The sequence below is a fragment of the Kitasatospora sp. NPDC059747 genome (assembly GCF_042732955.1).
Classification (GTDB): domain Bacteria; phylum Actinomycetota; class Actinomycetes; order Streptomycetales; family Streptomycetaceae; genus Kitasatospora.
Map to the genome: position 1 here is coordinate 64,415 of NZ_JBHWGV010000017.1, position 15,981 is coordinate 80,395.

At 72.1% G+C, this 15,981-nt stretch carries 17 protein-coding genes and 1 riboswitch; of the genes, 3 read left to right on the forward strand and 14 right to left on the reverse strand.

The genetic code is table 11. The annotated features are described in order from the left end of the window. Positions 1–102: 102 nt before the first annotated feature. The 8 genes from ACFV4G_RS10330 to sodN form a co-directional block, all read right to left on the reverse strand. Entirely contained in the window at positions 103–1,095 is a 993-nt protein-coding gene (locus ACFV4G_RS10330; protein WP_380438546.1) for a SigB/SigF/SigG family RNA polymerase sigma factor, read from the reverse strand. Between the two features lie 172 nt (positions 1,096–1,267). Then, the gene (locus ACFV4G_RS10335; protein WP_380438548.1) at positions 1,268–1,678 is read right to left on the reverse strand and encodes an anti-sigma regulatory factor; all 411 of its coding nucleotides are present in this window, start codon (positions 1,676–1,678) and stop codon (positions 1,268–1,270) included. Between the two features lie 185 nt (positions 1,679–1,863). Next, positions 1,864–2,340: a GNAT family N-acetyltransferase gene (locus ACFV4G_RS10340; protein WP_380438550.1), complete on the reverse strand. Its 477-nt coding sequence runs from the start codon at positions 2,338–2,340 to the stop codon at positions 1,864–1,866. Positions 2,341–2,350: 10 nt separating this feature from the next. Next, positions 2,351–2,734 carry a nuclear transport factor 2 family protein gene (locus ACFV4G_RS10345; RefSeq protein WP_380438552.1) on the reverse strand — a complete coding sequence of 128 codons (384 nt, stop codon included), beginning with the start codon at positions 2,732–2,734 and terminating at the stop codon, positions 2,351–2,353. Positions 2,735–2,812: 78 nt separating this feature from the next. Then, positions 2,813–3,808, reverse strand: coding sequence for an ABC transporter substrate-binding protein (locus tag ACFV4G_RS10350; RefSeq protein ID WP_380438554.1), 996 nt, complete (start codon positions 3,806–3,808; stop codon positions 2,813–2,815). Between the two features lie 38 nt (positions 3,809–3,846). After that, positions 3,847–4,611, reverse strand: a complete 765-nt coding sequence (locus ACFV4G_RS10355; protein ID WP_380438555.1) for an ABC transporter ATP-binding protein — start codon at positions 4,609–4,611, stop codon at positions 3,847–3,849. Then, a complete protein-coding gene (locus ACFV4G_RS10360; RefSeq protein ID WP_380438605.1) occupies positions 4,611–5,669 on the reverse strand; it encodes a FecCD family ABC transporter permease in 1,059 nt (352 codons plus the stop codon). The genes ACFV4G_RS10355 and ACFV4G_RS10360 overlap by 1 nt, the downstream gene beginning before the upstream one ends. Before the next feature lie 95 nt (positions 5,670–5,764). Beyond that, positions 5,765–5,903, reverse strand: a riboswitch (cobalamin riboswitch). 112 nt (positions 5,904–6,015) lie between these two features. Beyond that, on the reverse strand, positions 6,016–6,411 hold the full coding sequence (sodN, locus tag ACFV4G_RS10365; protein WP_238865337.1) for a superoxide dismutase, Ni: 396 nt from the start codon (positions 6,409–6,411) through the stop codon (positions 6,016–6,018). Positions 6,412–6,596: 185 nt separating this feature from the next. Between sodN and sodX the strand changes: the two genes are divergently transcribed. After that, positions 6,597–7,034 (forward strand): nickel-type superoxide dismutase maturation protease, encoded by a 438-nt coding sequence (gene sodX / locus ACFV4G_RS10370; protein WP_380438557.1) that lies wholly within the window; start codon positions 6,597–6,599, stop codon positions 7,032–7,034. A 25-nt stretch (positions 7,035–7,059) separates the two neighbouring features. On the opposite strand, the gene ACFV4G_RS10375 is transcribed toward sodX, so the two are convergent. The 5 genes from ACFV4G_RS10375 to ACFV4G_RS10395 form a co-directional block, all read right to left on the reverse strand. Then, positions 7,060–7,659, reverse strand: a complete 600-nt coding sequence (locus tag ACFV4G_RS10375; protein ID WP_359966114.1) for a CGNR zinc finger domain-containing protein — start codon at positions 7,657–7,659, stop codon at positions 7,060–7,062. A 124-nt stretch (positions 7,660–7,783) separates the two neighbouring features. Further along, complete coding sequence (locus tag ACFV4G_RS10380) at positions 7,784–8,536, reverse strand: amino acid ABC transporter ATP-binding protein (RefSeq protein WP_380438607.1); 753 nt, start codon at positions 8,534–8,536, stop codon at positions 7,784–7,786. Between the two features lie 38 nt (positions 8,537–8,574). Beyond that, on the reverse strand, positions 8,575–9,465 hold the full coding sequence (locus ACFV4G_RS10385; RefSeq protein ID WP_380438558.1) for an amino acid ABC transporter permease: 891 nt from the start codon (positions 9,463–9,465) through the stop codon (positions 8,575–8,577). Positions 9,466–9,584: 119 nt separating this feature from the next. Next, positions 9,585–10,517, reverse strand: coding sequence for an ABC transporter substrate-binding protein (locus ACFV4G_RS10390; protein ID WP_380438560.1), 933 nt, complete (start codon positions 10,515–10,517; stop codon positions 9,585–9,587). A 472-nt stretch (positions 10,518–10,989) separates the two neighbouring features. Continuing rightward, the gene (locus ACFV4G_RS10395; protein WP_380438562.1) at positions 10,990–11,916 is read right to left on the reverse strand and encodes an ABC transporter substrate-binding protein; all 927 of its coding nucleotides are present in this window, start codon (positions 11,914–11,916) and stop codon (positions 10,990–10,992) included. A 584-nt stretch (positions 11,917–12,500) separates the two neighbouring features. Between ACFV4G_RS10395 and ACFV4G_RS10400 the strand changes: the two genes are divergently transcribed. Further along, a complete protein-coding gene (locus tag ACFV4G_RS10400) occupies positions 12,501–13,697 on the forward strand; it encodes an NADP-dependent malic enzyme (RefSeq protein ID WP_359966099.1) in 1,197 nt (398 codons plus the stop codon). Between the two features lie 124 nt (positions 13,698–13,821). Further along, positions 13,822–14,784: a zinc-binding dehydrogenase gene (locus tag ACFV4G_RS10405; protein ID WP_380438564.1), complete on the forward strand. Its 963-nt coding sequence runs from the start codon at positions 13,822–13,824 to the stop codon at positions 14,782–14,784. A gap of 158 nt (positions 14,785–14,942) precedes the next feature. Here the strand turns inward: ACFV4G_RS10405 and ACFV4G_RS10410 are convergent, their stop codons facing one another. Beyond that, a complete protein-coding gene (locus tag ACFV4G_RS10410) occupies positions 14,943–15,980 on the reverse strand; it encodes a PadR family transcriptional regulator (RefSeq protein WP_380438566.1) in 1,038 nt (345 codons plus the stop codon). Between the last annotated feature and the right edge of the window lies 1 nt (position 15,981).

The window sequence follows — 15,981 nt, forward strand, 5'->3', positions numbered from 1 at the left end:
GGGGGGGTCCCCCCTACCCGGGGGGGGTTCGTGTCCCCCGCCCCGGGGGGCTGCGCGCCCGGCCCCGCGGCCGGCCGGCCCCGCCCCCCGCGGCCGGCCGTTCTACTCCTCGACCAGGAGCTTCTCCCGGAGCTGGGCCAGCGTGCGGGCCAGCAGCCGGGACACGTGCATCTGGGAGATCCCCACCTCGGCGGCGATCTGCGACTGGGTCATGTTGCGGAAGAACCGCAGCACCAGGATCTTCTGTTCCCTGGGCGGCAGTTGGGCGAGCAGCGGCTTGAGCGACTCGCGGTACTCGACGCCCTCCAGGGCCTCGTCGGTGGCGCCCAGGGTGTCCGCCACGGCCGGCGACTCGTCGTCGCTGTCCGGGACGTCCAGCGACAGCGTGGAGTACGCGTTGGCGGACTCCAGGCCCTCCAGGACGTCCTCCTCCGAGATGCCCAGGTGCTCGGCCAGTTCGTGCACCGTGGGGGAGCGGCCGTGCCGCTGGGAGAGCTCGCTGGTCGCCGTGGTGAGCGACAGCCGCAGCTCCTGGAGCCGGCGCGGCACCCGGACCGCCCAGCCCTTGTCGCGGAAGTGGCGCTTGATCTCGCCGACGATGGTCGGCGTCGCGTAGGTCGAGAACTCGACCCCGCGCTCGTGGTCGAAGCGGTCCACCGACTTGATCAGCCCGATGGTGGCGACCTGGGTCAGGTCGTCCAGCGGCTCGCCGCGGTTGCGGAAGCGCCGGGCCAGGTGTTCGACCAGCGGGATGTGCATGCGCACCAGCTGGTTGCGCAGCTCGACGCGCTCCGGGGAGCCCTCGGGCAGCGCGGACAGCCGCACGAACAGCGCCCGGGCGGCCTCCCGGTCGGGTGCCCCGGTGCGGTGCGAGCCCTGGGCGGGCACGGCGCCGTGCAGGTCCGCGGCCCCGTCCGCCGGCTCGGGCGGGGTCGGGGAGGCGGGCGTCGGCTCAGACGTCGGCTCGGTCGGCTGGCTCATCCGGTGGGCGTCCTTCGGGTGCGCTTCGTCGTTGGCGGCGAGGCCGGGAACGCTCGCCTGGGTCGGTACGGCAGGGCCCGCCGTCGCGAGGCCGGTACGGTCCAGATCACTCACGGCCATTCCCCCGTTCCGTTCCGGGAGCACCGGGGCCGTCGGCCCCGGATTCGTCTCTGTGGTCGTACCGCGTGGTGGGCGGTACCGGGCGCCGCCGGGCCGGCCCCGGGTAGGGGTGCCGGCCGACGGCCCTTGCGCGCGGTGCTGCCGGCGGCGCTGCCGGCGAGGCCGGCTAGTGGGCGGCGGAACCGCCGCGCTTCTTGTGCAGGCTGATCGAGACGGTCTTGTCCTCGCCCACCGAGGAGTCCACCTCGCCGGCCAGGGCGGAGAGGACCGTCCAGGCGAAGGTGTCCCGCTCGGGTGCCTTGCCGTCGGTGGTCGGTGCGGCGACGGTCACCTTGAGCGAGTCGCCGACCAGGCGGAACTCGCAGGAGAGGACGGAACCGGGCACCGCCTGCTGGAGCAGGATGGCGCAGGCCTCGTCCACCGCGATCCGCAGGTCCTCGATCTCGTCCAGCGTGAAGTCGAGCCGGGCGGCCAGCCCGGCCGTCGCGGTGCGCAACACGGAGAGGTAGGCCCCCGCCGCGGGCAGCCGGACCTCCACGAAGTCCTGAACTCCGAGATCGCTGTCGATCTGGGACACCCTTGCCTCCTGGGTGACGCGCTGTGCTTGCTTGGTACCTCTGGTGGTACCCCTGTTCGCACCCCGTTTGTACCCCCTCCGGGGGGTCTGCCGCGATACCGGTGCGAGAGTTACTCATGGTAAGGCATCGCGACGCAGGGTGGCAGGGGTTCGGGGCAGCTGATCAGCGCATTCTCAGCGCTTTCTCAGCGGCTCCCGGCGGCGGTGAGGGCGTCGCCGGTGAGCCGGTACACGGTCCACTCGTCCATCGCCACCGCGCCGAGCGCCTTGTAGAAGTCGATCGAGGGCTCGTTCCAGTCGAGCACCGACCACTCCACCCGCGAGTAGCCGCGCTCCACCGCGATCCGGGCCAGCTCCAGCAGCAGCGCCTTGCCGTGGCCGCCGCCGCGGGACTCCGGGCGGACGTACAGGTCCTCCAGGTAGATCCCGTGGGTGCCGCGCCACGTGGAGAAGTTGAGGAACCAGACCGCGAAGCCCGCCGGTTCGCCGGTGGCGTCGTCCTCGGCGATCAGGCCGAACAGCGCCGGTGCGGGGCCGAACAGCGCGTCGTGCAGCTGTTCGTCGGTGGCCACCGCCTCGTGCGGGGCCTTCTCGTACTCCGCCAGTTCGCGGATCATGGCGCGGATGACGGGGACGTCGGTGGGGAGGGCGGTGCGGATCATGCGGCCGAGCCTACTGGCCGGGACCGGTCTCGTCCCAGGCCTGGACGGAGGTCTGGTCGACGATCCGTCCGTCCCGCAGGTCGGCCATGGAGGTCATCAGGACCCGCACGCCGTCGGGGTAGCGGCAGGACTCCATGAAGGCGACGTGGTCGCCCTGGACGACCACCTGTTCCAGCGTGTGGGTCATCTCGCGCCCGTAGACGTCGCTCAGCATGGCCCCGATCTCGTCCCGCCCGTGCATCACCAGGGGGTGGCTGGGCTGGGTCCGGTGGTCGACGACGCGCAGTTCCGCGTCCTCGGCGTACAGCGTGAGCAGGATCCCGGCGTCGCTGCGTTCGATGCCCTCGCGCAGGGCGCGGGGGTCGAAGGCCGTCGGCGCCGCCATGGCGGTCATGATGTCGCTCCTCCGGTCGGGGTCCGTCGGTTCGTACTCCGAGCGTACGCCCGGCCGGAGGGGCCGGGGCGGGGCCGGTCAGCCGCCCTGCCCGCCGCGCAGGTACGCGGCGAGCGCGGTGATCGCGGCCGGGTTGCGCGGGCTCTCGACGAGGTCGGCGTAGTCCAGGACGAAGATCCGGTCGTTCCTGATCGCGGAGACCCCGGCCAGCGGCGGGAAGGACTTCAGGAACGCCCGCTTGGCGTCCGCGCCGGTGTCGCCGTAGTTGTTGATGACGATCACCTCGGGGTCGCGCCGGACGACGCTCTCCCACCCGGTGGTGATCCAGGAGTCGGCGACGTCGCCCATCACGTTGCGCCCGCCGGCCTTCGTGATGATCTCGTCGGCCGCGGCGAACTTCCCGGCGGTGTACGGCTTGTCCTGCCCGCTGTCGTACAGGAAGACGGACGGCCGGCGCTCGGGCTGCGAGACGGCGGCGACCTGCGCCTTGAAGTCGGCGATCAGCTTGTCGGACCGGTCCTTGACGTCGAAGATCTCGCCGAGGTTGGCCAGGTCGGTGTAGAGCGCGTCCAGCGGGGACATCACACCACGCTCGGTGCCCTTGCCGCTGCGGCAGGACTCGGTGAGCACGTACGAGCCGACGCCGACGGCCTTGAGCGCCTCCGGGGTGAAGCCGCGGCCCTCGTCGTAGCCGTAGTGCCAGCCGGCCAGGACGAGGTCGGCCTTGGCATCGAGCACGATCTCCTTGGTGATCTGCGCCTTGGAGAGCCACGCGGTCCGCTGGTAGCCGTCCTTCCAGGCCACCTGGTCGATCCGGCCCTTGTCGTCGGGCATCACGTAGCCGGCCATCCGGTCGGCGAGGCCGAGGGAGAGCATCAGCTCGGTGATGCCGACGTCGTAGGTGACCGTGCGGGCGGGCTTCCGCGGGAAGGTGAGCTTCGTGCCGCAGTTGTCGACGGTCACCGGGTAGTGGGCGGACGCGTCGGTGGCCCCGCCGCCCGGGGCGATCTCGGCGCCGCAGGCGGTGAGTCCCAGGGCGAGCAGGACGGTGGCGGCAACGGCCTTGGTGCGCAAGGGGGTTCCTCGGGGTCGATGAAAGGGGTGACGGCCGGTCAGAGCCGGTCGAAGAGCAGGTGGACGGCCCCGGTCCCCGGGTGCCGCACGGGGGTGGCCCGGACGCCGAACACCTCGGCCAGCAAGCCGGGTTCGAGCACCTCTGCGGGCGGCCCGGAGGCGACGATCCGCCCGGCCCGCAGGACGTACAGCAGGTCGCAGTGCCCGGCCGCCAGGTTGAGGTCGTGCAGCGCGGTGAGCACCGTCGGCCCGGCCGCGCGGACGAGCGCCAGGACCTCCAGCCGGTGCCCGATGTCGAGGTGGTTGGTGGGCTCGTCCAGCACCAGCAGGCGCGGCTCCTGGACGAGCGCGCGGGCGATCAGCACGCGCTGCTTCTCGCCGCCCGACAGGCCCAGGAAGCCGCGCTCGGCGAGGTGCCCGGCGCCGACCCGGCGCAGCGCCTCCGCGCAGCGCCCGAGGTCGCCGTCCGACGGTCCGCCGAAGCCCCGCCGGTGCGGCAGCCGGCCCATGGCGACCACCTCGGCCACCGTGAAGTCGAACTCGGCGGAGTGCTCCTGCGGCAGCGCGGCCACCCGCCGGGCGGCCTCGCGCGGGGCGAGCGCGTGCAGGTCGTCGCCGCCCACCAGGACGGCCCCGGCGGCGGGCCGCAGGGCCCGGTAGACGCAGCGCAGCAGCGTCGACTTCCCGCTGCCGTTGGGCCCGACGAGCCCCACCACCTGCCCGGCGGAGGCCTTCAGGGCGATGTCGTGGACGAGCTGGGTGCCGGCCAGCTCCACCGAGACGGAGTCGAGGGCGAGGTCCATCAGCGGCCTCCGAGCGCGTGGCCGCGACGACGCATCAGCAGCAGGAAACAGGGCACCCCGAGCACCGCGGTGACCACCCCGACGGGCAGTTCGGCCGGGGCGAGCAGGGTGCGCGAGACGATGTCCACCCAGACCAGCAGCAGCGCCCCGGCGAGCGGCGCGACCAGCAGCACCCGGCGGTGCCCGGCGCCGACCAGCATCCGCGCGAGGTGCGGGACCATCAGCCCGACGAATCCGATCGCCCCGCTGACGGCGACGACCGTGCCGGTGACGGCGGCGGTCACCACGAACAGCTCGCGGCGCAGCCGGTCGGGGTCGACGCCGAGCGAGGCGGCGGTCTCGTCGCCCATGGCCAGCGCGTCCAGCCGCCCCGCGGCGCAAGCGAGGTGGGCGAGTCCGGCCAGCACGGTGGCGGCGGCGATCGGCACCGAGCCCCAGGTCGCGCCGCCGAGGCTGCCGAGCAGCCACATCATGGCGTCGCGGGCGGCCTCGCCGCGGGCGGCGGCGAAGACCATGAGCGCCGTCAGCGCGGAGAAGCCGTACGAGAGGGCGGTGCCGGTGAGCACGAGGCGCAGTGGGGTGAGTCCGAAGGCGGTGCGCGCGGCCAGGTACACCAGCACCATGGCGATCAGCGCGGAGCCGAACGCGGAGGCGGAGATCGCCCACACGCCGAGCGAGGCGAAGGCGCCGAGCAGCAGGACGGCGTTGGCGCCGACGGCGGCGCCGGAGGAGACGCCGAGGACGAACGGGTCGGCGAGGGCGTTGCGCACGAGGGCCTGCACGGCGACCCCGGTGGCGGCGAGCCCGGCGCCGACCACGGCGGCCAGGACGGTGCGCGGCAGCCGGATCTCCCAGACGATCGCGTACGCGGCGGCCTCCTCGGCCTCCAGCCGACCGCCCGTCAGTCCGGCGCCGAGCAGCCGCAGGACGCGCGTCCAGCCGAGTCCGGCGGAGCCGAGGGCCACGCCGCACACGAGGGAGAGCAGCAGGGCGGCGGCCAGGCCGGCGGCGAGGGGCACGGCGGGTATGCGGCGGGACTCCGGTGGCCTTCTCACGATCTGTTCGGGCGCCTTGCCTCGGGCCGTGGGTGTGCCGGGGCCGGCGCCGGCCGGGTGCGGGCCCGGGCGCCATCCCCTCGCAGTCCTCGGCGAGTTGTCGGGAGTTCAGCGGCCGGGGGCGATCGGGCTGGCACGGCCCCGGGGGCGTGCTCACCGTTGCGGGTCAGCGCCGGATTCACACCGGACTTCTCCCTCGGACGCCTTGGCAGCATAACAGCCAATACGGCAATGCAGTCCTTACAGGTATGTGTACGGAGATGAACGGACGTGAACGCACGGCCCGGACGCGCGAAAGCCCCCGCCCGGTGGTCCGGGCGGGGGCTCTCGACGTGGCGACGCGTCAGGCTCAGGCCTGCTTGGTCTCCCAGAAGATCTTGTCGACCTCGGCGATCAGGTCCAGCAGGGCCTGGCCGGTGGCCGGGTCCGTGGACGCCTTGGTGGCCGAGGCGGCCTTCAGGGTGTCGTTGATCAGCTGGTGCAGCTGCGGGTACTTCTCGAAGTGCGGGGCCTTGAAGTAGTCGCTCCACAGCACCGAGATGTGGTGCTTGACGGCCTCGGCGCGCTGCTCCTTGATGATGATGGCGCGGGCGCGGAAGTGCGGGTCCTCGTTGGCCTGGTACTTCTCCTGGGTGGCCTTGACCGACTCGGCCTCGATCCGGGCCTGCGCCGGGTCGTACACACCGCAGGGCAGGTCGCAGTGGGCGTGGGCGGTGGCGCGCGGTGCAAACAGACGAGAGAACATGGGAGTCCTTCCTTAGATCGTCTTCCCGCGCCCGAGACTACCCTTCCGGCCTCCCGGTTTCGCGATCGGGCGGTGGGCCTAGGGCAAAAGGCCGATCCGGAACCGGGGTAATCCGGACATCGGACAGGTGACGGTCCGTACGGCACACTGGGACGCGGCGGCCGGGAGGAGGAGTAGTGGCGCGGATGACGCAACCGGGGGACGGCGCACGGGCGGGCACGGTGCCGTTCGGGCTGGTCGACGTGGCGGGACCGTCGATGGTCCCGACCCTGCGCGAGGGCGACCAGCTGCTGGTCCGGTACGGCGCGCGGATCCGCCCGGGCGCGGTCGTGCTCTTCCGGCACCCGTTCCAGCAGGACCTGCTGGTGGTCAAGCGGGCGGCCGAGCGCCGGGCGAAGGGCTGGTGGCTGCTCTCCGACAACCGGCCGGTCGACAGCGACAGCCGCAGCTACGGCGCCGTTCCGGACGAGCTCGTGCTCGGCCGGGTGCTGCTGCGGCTGCGCCCGCGCCCGGCCTGGCTGGCGCCCGGTCGCCGGCTGGAGCGACTGCTGCTGACCCCCGGGCTGGTCCGGGTCCCGGGGCTGGCCCGCCGCCTCGGCGTCTGGGTGGACGCCGAGCTCTAGTGCCACGGCACTGGCGGATGCGCGTCTAGGCCTGCAACTGCTGCGGTCCGAGCGCCGCGTCCTGGGCCTCCTGGCGCTTGCGGGCCCGGTAGGCCGCGACGTTGGCGCGCGTGGCGCAGCGGTCCGAGCAGTAGCGCCGGGAGCGGTTGGTGGAGGTGTCGAGGTAGGCGTTGCGGCACGGCGCGGCCTGGCAGATCCCGAGCCGGTCGGCGCCGAGCTCGGTGAGGTGGACGGCCAGGCCCATGCACGCGACGGCGCTGAAGTGCGCGGTGGCGGTGGGCGAGTTGTCGGCGAGGTGCAGGTGCCAGCGCGGCCGGCCGGCGTCGTCGAGGTAGTCGTGGCCGGAGACCAGCGGGCTGACGGGGTACTCCATGAGCAGGCTGTTCAGCAGGTCGACGCCACGTACCTCGTCGCCCTCGGCGGCGGCCTCGAAGACCCCGCGCAGCCTGGTCCGCACCGCCCGCAGGCGGGGCAGGTCGGACTCGTCGGCCAGGGCGGCGGCGCGAGAGGACTCGGAGAACAGGGCGCGCACGGCGTCCACCGAGGTCAGCGTGTCGGTGCCGCGCTCGGGTTCCTCGGTGTTCACCAGCCGAACGGCGAGATCGGCGTAGGAGGCGAGCTCCACGGCGGTCCTTCCAGTGGTTCGGTAACGGGCTGATTGCGTCCAGCCTATTACCCGGATCGGGAAAACGGCGGCGCCCGGCAGGATCGGCCTGCCGGGCGCCAAGGGTTGCTCGCTCAGCGCACGCTCAGAGGACCTTCGAGAGGAAGGACCGGGTGCGCTCGTGCTGCGGGTTGGTGAGGACGTCGCGGGGGTTGCCGGACTCGACGACCACGCCGCCGTCCATGAACACCAGCGCGTCGCCGACCTCGCGCGCGAAGCCCATCTCGTGGGTGACGACGATCATCGTCATCCCCTCCTCGGCGAGGCCGCGCATGACGTCCAGCACCTCGCCGACGAGCTCCGGGTCGAGCGCCGAGGTGGGCTCGTCGAAGAGCATGAGCTTGGGCTTCATGGCCAGCGCGCGGGCGATCGCGACGCGCTGCTGCTGGCCGCCGGACAGCTGCGACGGGTAGCTCTTCGCCTTGTCGGACAGGCCGACCCGCTCCAGCAGGGCCATGCCGCGCTCGCGCGCCTCGGCCTTGGACTCGCCCTTGACCTGGACCGGCGCCTCCATGACGTTCTCGAGCGCGGTCATGTGCGGGAACAGGTTGAAGTGCTGGAACACCATGCCGATGTCCCGGCGCTTCTGCGCGACCTCGCTCTCCTTCAGCTCGTGGAGCCGGTCGCCCTTCATCCGGTAGCCGACCAGTTCGCCGTCGACCGAGAGGAAGCCGCCGTTGATCTTCTCCAGGTGGTTGATGCACCGCAGGAAGGTCGACTTGCCGGACCCGGAGGGGCCGACGAGGACGAACACCTCGCCCTTGCGGACCTCCAGGTCGATGCCCTTGAGCACCTCCACGAGGCCGTAGGACTTGCGCACGCCCTGCGCCTCGACCATCGGCACGGGCCGGGAGTCGGTGGGCTTGGTCAGATCGGTCATACGTGACCGCCTCCCTCGATGCCCGGGACCACGTCGTTCTCGGCCCGCGGAACGGGCTTGCCGGCGAACAGCCGCCGCAGCCGCTGCAGCGGGGTCGGCGGGAGCGCACGGTTGGCGCCGCGGGCGTAGTGCCGCTCGACGTAGTACTGGCCCACGGTGAGGATCGAGGTCATCAGCAGGTACCAGATGCTGACGACGAGCAGCAGCGGAATGGTCTGGAAGGTGCGCGAGTAGATGTTCTGGCCGGCCCGGAGCAGCTCCTCCAGCGAGATCGCCGAGACCAGCGAGGTGGTCTTCAGCATCGAGATGGTCTCGTTGCCGGTCGGCGGGATGATCACGCGCATCGCCTGCGGCAGGATGATCCGCCGCATGGTCTTGAACTGGCTCATGCCCAGCGCGTGCGCGGCCTCGGTCTGGCCGAGCGGCACGGACTGGATGCCGCCGCGGACGATCTCGGCCATGTACGCGGCCTCGTTGAGGCCGAGGCCCAGCAGCGCCGCGACGAACAGCGGGATCGCCTGGTTGGTCGGCTCGGACCAGAAGGCCGGGCCGAACGGGATGCCGATGGAGATGTTGGCCCAGAGCGAGCCCAGGAAGTTCCAGAACAGCAGCTGGACCAGCACCGGGGTGCCGCGGAAGACCCAGATGTAGAACCACGCCGTGCTGGAGAGCACCGGGTTCGGCGACAGGCGCATGATCGCCAGCGTGATGCCGCCGGCGATGCCGATCGCCATCGACAGGAAGGTCAGTTCGAGCGTGACGCCGAGGCCGTGCGTGATCGAGGAGTCGAAGAGGTACTTCCCGACGACGTCCCACTGGAACTGGCTGTTGGTGATGAGGGCGTGGATCAGCATCGCCGCGAGGACGGCGACGACGGCTGCTCCCACCCAGCGTCCGGGGTGGCGGACCGGGACGGCCTTGATGGTCTCAGGCCGTCCCGGGGGCACCGACCCCTGGTCGGAAGGGTTCACTGTGTGGCCTCAGGGGTTGTGTTCAGAGGAGCGGTTCAGCTGGTGGCACCGTTGACGACGGGCTTGTCGATCGCGCCCGCCTGGACGCCCCACTTCTCCAGGATGCTCTTGTACGTGCCGTCCGCCATCAGGGACTGGACGGCGCCCTGGACCGCCTTGGTCAGGTCCGAGCCCTTGGCGAGCACGACGCCGTACGGGGCGGTGTCGGTGACGTCGCCGACCTTCTCCAGCTGCCCGTTGGTCTGCTTGATCGCGTAGTCGACGACCGGGGAGTCGGCCAGCATGACCTGGTCGCGGCCGGAGACCAGCGCCTGGGTGACGTCCGTCTGCAGGTCGAACTTGTCGCCGTCGTTGGGGACGGTCGGCTTGCCGGCCTTGACGCAGGCGGGGTTGATCGTGTCCTTGATCGAGTCGGCCTGGGTGGTGCCGGTCTGGACGGCGACCTTCTTGCCGCACAGGTCCTTGGGGTCGACCTTGTCCGGGTTGCCCTTCTTGACCGCGGCGCCCGTACCGGCGTTGAAGTACGTGACCATGTCGACCGTGGCCTCGCGCTCCTTCGTGTCGGTGAAGGAGCTCATGCTGAGGGTGTACTTCTTGCCCGTGATGCCCGGGATGATCGAGTCGAACGTGGCGTTCTGCACGTCGGCGCTCAGGCCCAGCTTCTTGGCGATCGCGGTGGCCAGGTCGACGTCCATGCCGACGATGTTGCCCTTGTCGTCCTTGAACTCGTTGGGCGCGTAGGACGCGTCCGTGGCGACGACGATCTTGCCCGCGGACTTGACGTCGGCCGGGACGAGGGCGGCCAGCGACGGGTCGGCGGACACGGCCGGGACCGTGGCGCTCGCGTTCGCGCCGGCCGAGGAGCCGCTGGAGGAACCGCTGCTGCCGCAGGCGGTGAGGCCGAGGGTCAGGGACGCGGCGACGGCGCCGGCCGCGAGGAGACGGGTGCGCTGGGTACGGGCGGTCATGAGGGGGATCTCCTCCTGAGGGAGAGGTCGGGCGGAGCGCGCCGCGGGAAGCGGCGCACCGGGGCAGCAAGGCCGTACGGCGCTGTACGGGTACACACACGGCGCTGTACGTCGTCGTACGGGCAGGGCCGGTTCGTGCGCCTGGACCGGGGGTGTCCAGGGTGGTGCTTGGATACTGCTTCCGCCACCCTCCGCCGAGGTGGACGTTGACCGAACCGCCTCGACCAGTGGTCGGCTCGATCCGAGATGGGGGGAATCCTGCCATCTGATGACGGTCGGAAGGCCCTCATTCAGATCAAAATCGGATAACGAGGGGCCGTGCTGTCCGCTATTCGGACGATTCCCTTGTCCCTGTCACCCTGCGTATAAGTATGCAGATCCCTCTGCGCTGCGCCGGGAGGCCCGCCGCCCCCTGTTTTTTCGAATGCCGCTGCCGGATGCCGATGCCGGACGCCGTTGCCGGACGCCGCCGTCAGATGCCGCCGTTGACCACCGCGTTCTGGGCCGCGCCCGCCTGGACGCCCCACTTGGCGAGGATCTTGTCGTACTCGCCGCTGCGGATGAGCTGGTCGACGGCCTTCGCCAGGGTGTCGCGCAGCTCGGTGTCGCCCTTGCGGAACGCGATCCCGTACGGGTTGGACGTGGATTGCGCGCCCGTCACCTCGAAGCGGCTGCCGCCGTCGGTGCTCTTCGCCGCGTACGCGGCCACCGGGAAGTCGTTGACGCCGGCCGCCGCGGCGCCGGAGACGACCTCGGCCAGCGCCTTGGTGTCGCTGTCGAACTTGTGGGGGGTCAGCTGGCGGCCGGTGCGTGCGCAGACGGCCACCTGACGGGTGATGATCTCGTCCTGCGTGGTGCCCTGCTGGAGCGCCACCGTGCGGCCGCACAGGTCGTCCAGGGTCTTGATGCCCTTGGGGTTGCCCTTGGGGACGACGATCGAGGTGCCGGCGATGAAGTAGTCCACGAAGTCGACGCCGGGGCCGACCTGCTTGCCGCTGTCGTCCAGGCCCTCGCGGCGCTTCTGGATGTCGCTCAGCGCGGACATCGCGACGTCGTACTGCTTGGACTGGAGGCTCGGTATCAGCTTGTCGAACGGGGTGTCGACCAGCTCGACCCGCACGTCGAGGATCTTGCCCAGCGCGGTGGCGATCTCCGGGTCCAGGCCGGCCGGCTTGCCGTCGGGGCCGCGGAACTCGACCGGCGCGTAGTTCACGTCCATCCCGATGCGCAGCGCGCCCGCGGAGCGCTGGGCCTTCGGGAGCTTGGCGCGGATCTCCTGGACCGGGTCCTTCGCGGCGGCCTGTCCGCCGTCGTTGCAGCCGGTCAACAGCAGGGCTCCGGTGGCGGCCAGGGCGGCGCCGGCGACGGCGGACCGTCGGGAACGGGTGCGGTGGTGCATGAGGGTGGTTGCTCCTGTGGGAGGTCTGTGCGGTCGCCAGGGTGCCGTGGTGGTGTACGGCGGATGGCGGACAAGCGATCCTGTCATCCCGCCCTGCCGGGCCGGTGGGCGGGTGTGTCAGAATTCGGTACCGGGTGACCCCCGAACGCGAACCAGACCGCCGAGTCCCGACAGGCTCGGGGTGCTCAGGAACGGAAGTCCTCACGCGGCTCCGTATCCGGAACACCTGCTCCCCTCCGTGTCTGCGTTCACTCCTGCGGGTGTACGTGCGTCATCGCCGTTGCCGCCGCCGGAGCCCGGCGCTTCCGAAGCCGGGCCCGTGACGCGACAGCGCGGCGATGAACTGCTCGTGACGAGGACGAAAAGGCACAGGTGCGACGCCTTCGTCCGACTTACGCTCGCCCGGTAGTACGACGCGGACTTTTAAAAGACCCCATAAAACCCTCATCCGAGGGCGCCGCCCGACGCAGCGCCCCGACCCCGCCCCCGGGTCCGCTTCGGCGTACCCGGTTTCCGGTTTCCGGACGGGGTCGCTCCGTCCGTCGGCCGCGCGTCCTCGCCGGAACAATGACGAAGAGGTCATCGTGGCAGCGGAGATCATCCACAGCAGCACCCAGGACACCGACGATCCGGTCGACGCCGTTTTCGCACTGCACCGCGGCGGCAAGATGGAGATCCGGGCGACCGTCCCGGTGCGCGACGCGGACGACCTGTCCCTCGCCTACACCCCGGGTGTCGCACGGGTCTGCACGGCCATCGCCGAGCAGCCGGAGCTGGTGAACGACTACACCTGGAAGTCCAACACGGTCGCCGTGGTCACCGACGGCACCGCGGTGCTCGGCCTCGGCGACATCGGCCCGCAGGCCTCGCTGCCCGTGATGGAGGGCAAGGCGATCCTGTTCAAGCAGTTCGGCGGCGTCGACGCGGTGCCGATCGCGCTCGCCTGCACCGACGTGGACGAGATCGTCGAGACCGTGGTCCGGCTGGCGCCCTCCTTCGGCGGCGTCAACCTGGAGGACATCTCCGCCCCGCGCTGCTTCGAGATCGAGCGCCGGCTGCAGGAGGCCGTGGACATCCCGGTCTTCCACGACGACCAGCACGGCACCGCGATCGTCACCACCGCCGCCCTGTGGAACGCCGCCAAGGTGACCGGCCGGGAGGTCGGCTCGCTGCGGGCCGTCATCTCCGGCGCCGGCGCGGCCGGCATCGCCATCGCCAAGATGCTGCTCGCGGCCGGCATCGGCGACGTCGCGGTCTGCGACCGCAAGGGCGTGGTTCACGAGGGCCGCGGCGACCTGACGGACGTCAAGGCCGAGATCGCGGCGCTGACGAACCGCTCCGGCCTCAAGGGCTCGCTGGCCGACGCGCTGTCCGGCGCCGACGTGTTCATCGGCGTCTCCGGCGGCACCGTGCCGGAGGAGGTCGTCGCGACGATGGCCGAGGGCGCGTTCGTCTTCGCGATGGCCAACCCGAACCCGGAGATCCACCCCGAGGTCGCGCACAAGTACGCGGCCGTCGTCGCCACCGGGCGCAGCGACTTCCCGAACCAGATCAACAACGTGCTGGCCTTCCCCGGCATCTTCGCGGGCGCCCTGCAGGTCCGGGCGAGCCGGATCACCGAGGGCATGAAGCTGGCCGCCGCCAAGGCGCTGGCGGGCGTCGTCGCCGACGAGCTGACCCCGCAGAAGGTCATCCCCTCGCCGTTCGACGACCGGGTCGCCCCGGCGGTCTCCAAGGCCGTCGCCGAGGCCGCGCGCGCCGAGGGCGTCGCCCGGATCTGAGCCGGGCGGCCGGTCCGGTGACCGGCGCGGCAGGACGACCGAGGGACCAGACGGCCGGGGCCGGGACACGCGTCACACCCACGCGTGGTTCCCGGCCCCGGCCGTCGCCGCTATCGTCCCGAGCATGTTTGCTGCCTACGCCGCCCGCATCGACGCCGACGACCCGCTGTCCGGACTGGAGTTGGGCGAACTCCCCGAGCCCGGGGCCCGCCCCGGGTGGAGCGTGGTCACCGTGAAAGCCGCCAGCCTCAACCACCACGACCTCTGGTCGCTGCGCGGCGTCGGCCTGCCCGCCGAGCGGCTGCCGATGATCCTCGGCTGTGACGCGGCCGGCATCGACGAGCACGGCAACGAGGTCGTGCTCCACTCGGTGATCGGCCAGTCCGGCCACGGGGTGGGGCCGGACGAGCCCCGGTCCATCCTCACCGAGCGCTACCAGGGCACCTTCGCCCAGCGGGTGGCCATCCCGACCTGGAACCTGCTGCCCAAGCCCGCCGAGCTCACCTTCGAGGAGGCCGCCTGCCTGCCCACGGCCTGGCTGACGGCCTACCGGATGCTGTTCACGAACGCCGGGGTGAAGCCCGGCGACACCGTCCTCGTGCAGGGCGCGGGCGGCGGGGTGGCGACCGCGCTGATCGTCCTCGGCAAGGCGGCCGGCCTGCGGGTCTGGGTCACCGGACGGGACGAGGCCAAGCGCGCGCGGGCCGTCGGGCTCGGCGCCGACGCGGCGTTCGAGAGCGGCGCCCGGCTCCCGGAGCGGGTGGACGCGGTGATGGAGACGGTCGGCGCCGCCACCTGGTCGCACTCGGTGAAGTCGCTGCGCCCGGGCGGCACCATCGTCATCTCCGGTGCCACCTCCGGCCCCAGCCCGAAGGCCGCCGAGCTCAACCGGATCTTCTTCCTGGAGCTCAAGGTGGTCGGCTCGACCATGGGCACCAAGGAGGAGCTGGCCGGGCTGCTCTCGCTCTGCGCGACCTCCGGCGTCCGGCCGGTGATCGACTCGGTGCTGCCGCTGGCCGAGGCCCGGGAGGGCTTCGCCCGGCTCGCCAAGGGCGACGTCTTCGGCAAGATCGTCCTCAACCCGTAGGACCCGTAGGACCCGTAGGACCCGCCGGAGCCGTCGGCCCGTCGGCCCGTCGGTCCGTCCCCGGACGTGCGGACGGGCCCGGCGCTCTCCCCCGAGAAGCGCCGGGCCCGTCCGGTCCTGCTGTCCTGCCGTACGACCGGCCTGCCGTGCGGCCCGCCTCAGCCGAGCAGCCGCTTGAGCCGCTCGCCGGCCGCGCCGAGCACCGAGCGCGCCTCGGCGAGCCCCTCGGGCGTCACCCCGCCGTCCCGGGCCGCGTCGCGGACCTGGTCGCGGAAGCGGTCGAGCAGCCGCTCCAGCTCCCGGGCCGGGTCGCCGGCCGGGTCGGTCGCTGCCCACGGCGGCAGGTCGGCCGGGGCGGCGGCCGGCTCGTCCTTGTCCAGGTCGATCCTGGTCACCGTGACCTCGTCGGCCGGGGCGGCGGGCGCCTCCGCCCCCGGGTGGCCCCAGCGGGCCGCGTCGGCCAGCCCGGCCAGCCCCTTGGTCAGCTCCGAGAGGCCCTCGGCCAGCCCGGTAGGCCAGTCGCCCTTCGCGGCGTGCTCGCGCACCTGCTGCTCGACCCGGCGCTTGATCCGCAGGGCCTCCTGCTGGGCCGCGGTGCGGGCGGCCCTGGACTGCTCGCGCAGCCGGCGGGCCTCCTCCTCGGCGGCCTTCGCCTTGGCCTTGGCGGCCTTCTCCTGCTCCTTGGCGCGCTTGGCCTGCTCCTTGGCCTGGCGCTTGAACTGGGTGAACTCGTCCTTGGCGCGCTGCCAGGACTCCTTGTCCCCCCAGGGCCCGGCCCACGGGTCCCCGTCCTCGGCGCGGTCCGGCCTGGGGGCCGCCTTCGCGGCGTTCCACAGCTCCTCGCGCAGGTTCTTGGCGCTGTCCCGGACGTCCTCGCGGATCGCCCCGGCGAGCTGCGTCACGGAGTCGTGGATCTCCACCTCAAGCTCGTCCAACTCGGCCTGGCGGCCCGCCAGTTCGGTGCGGCCGGCCTCGGTGAGCCGGTACACCTTGCGGCCGCCCTCGGTGCTGTGGGCGACCAGGCCCTCCTGCTCCAGCTTGGCGAGCCGCGGGTAGACCGTCCCGGCGGAGGGCGCGTAGAGGCCCTGGAAGCGCTCCTCCAGGAGGCGGATCACCTCGTAGCCGTGCCGCGGGGACTCGTCCAGCAGCTTCAGCAGGTAGAGCCGCAGCCGGCCGTGGCCGAAGACGGGGCTCATC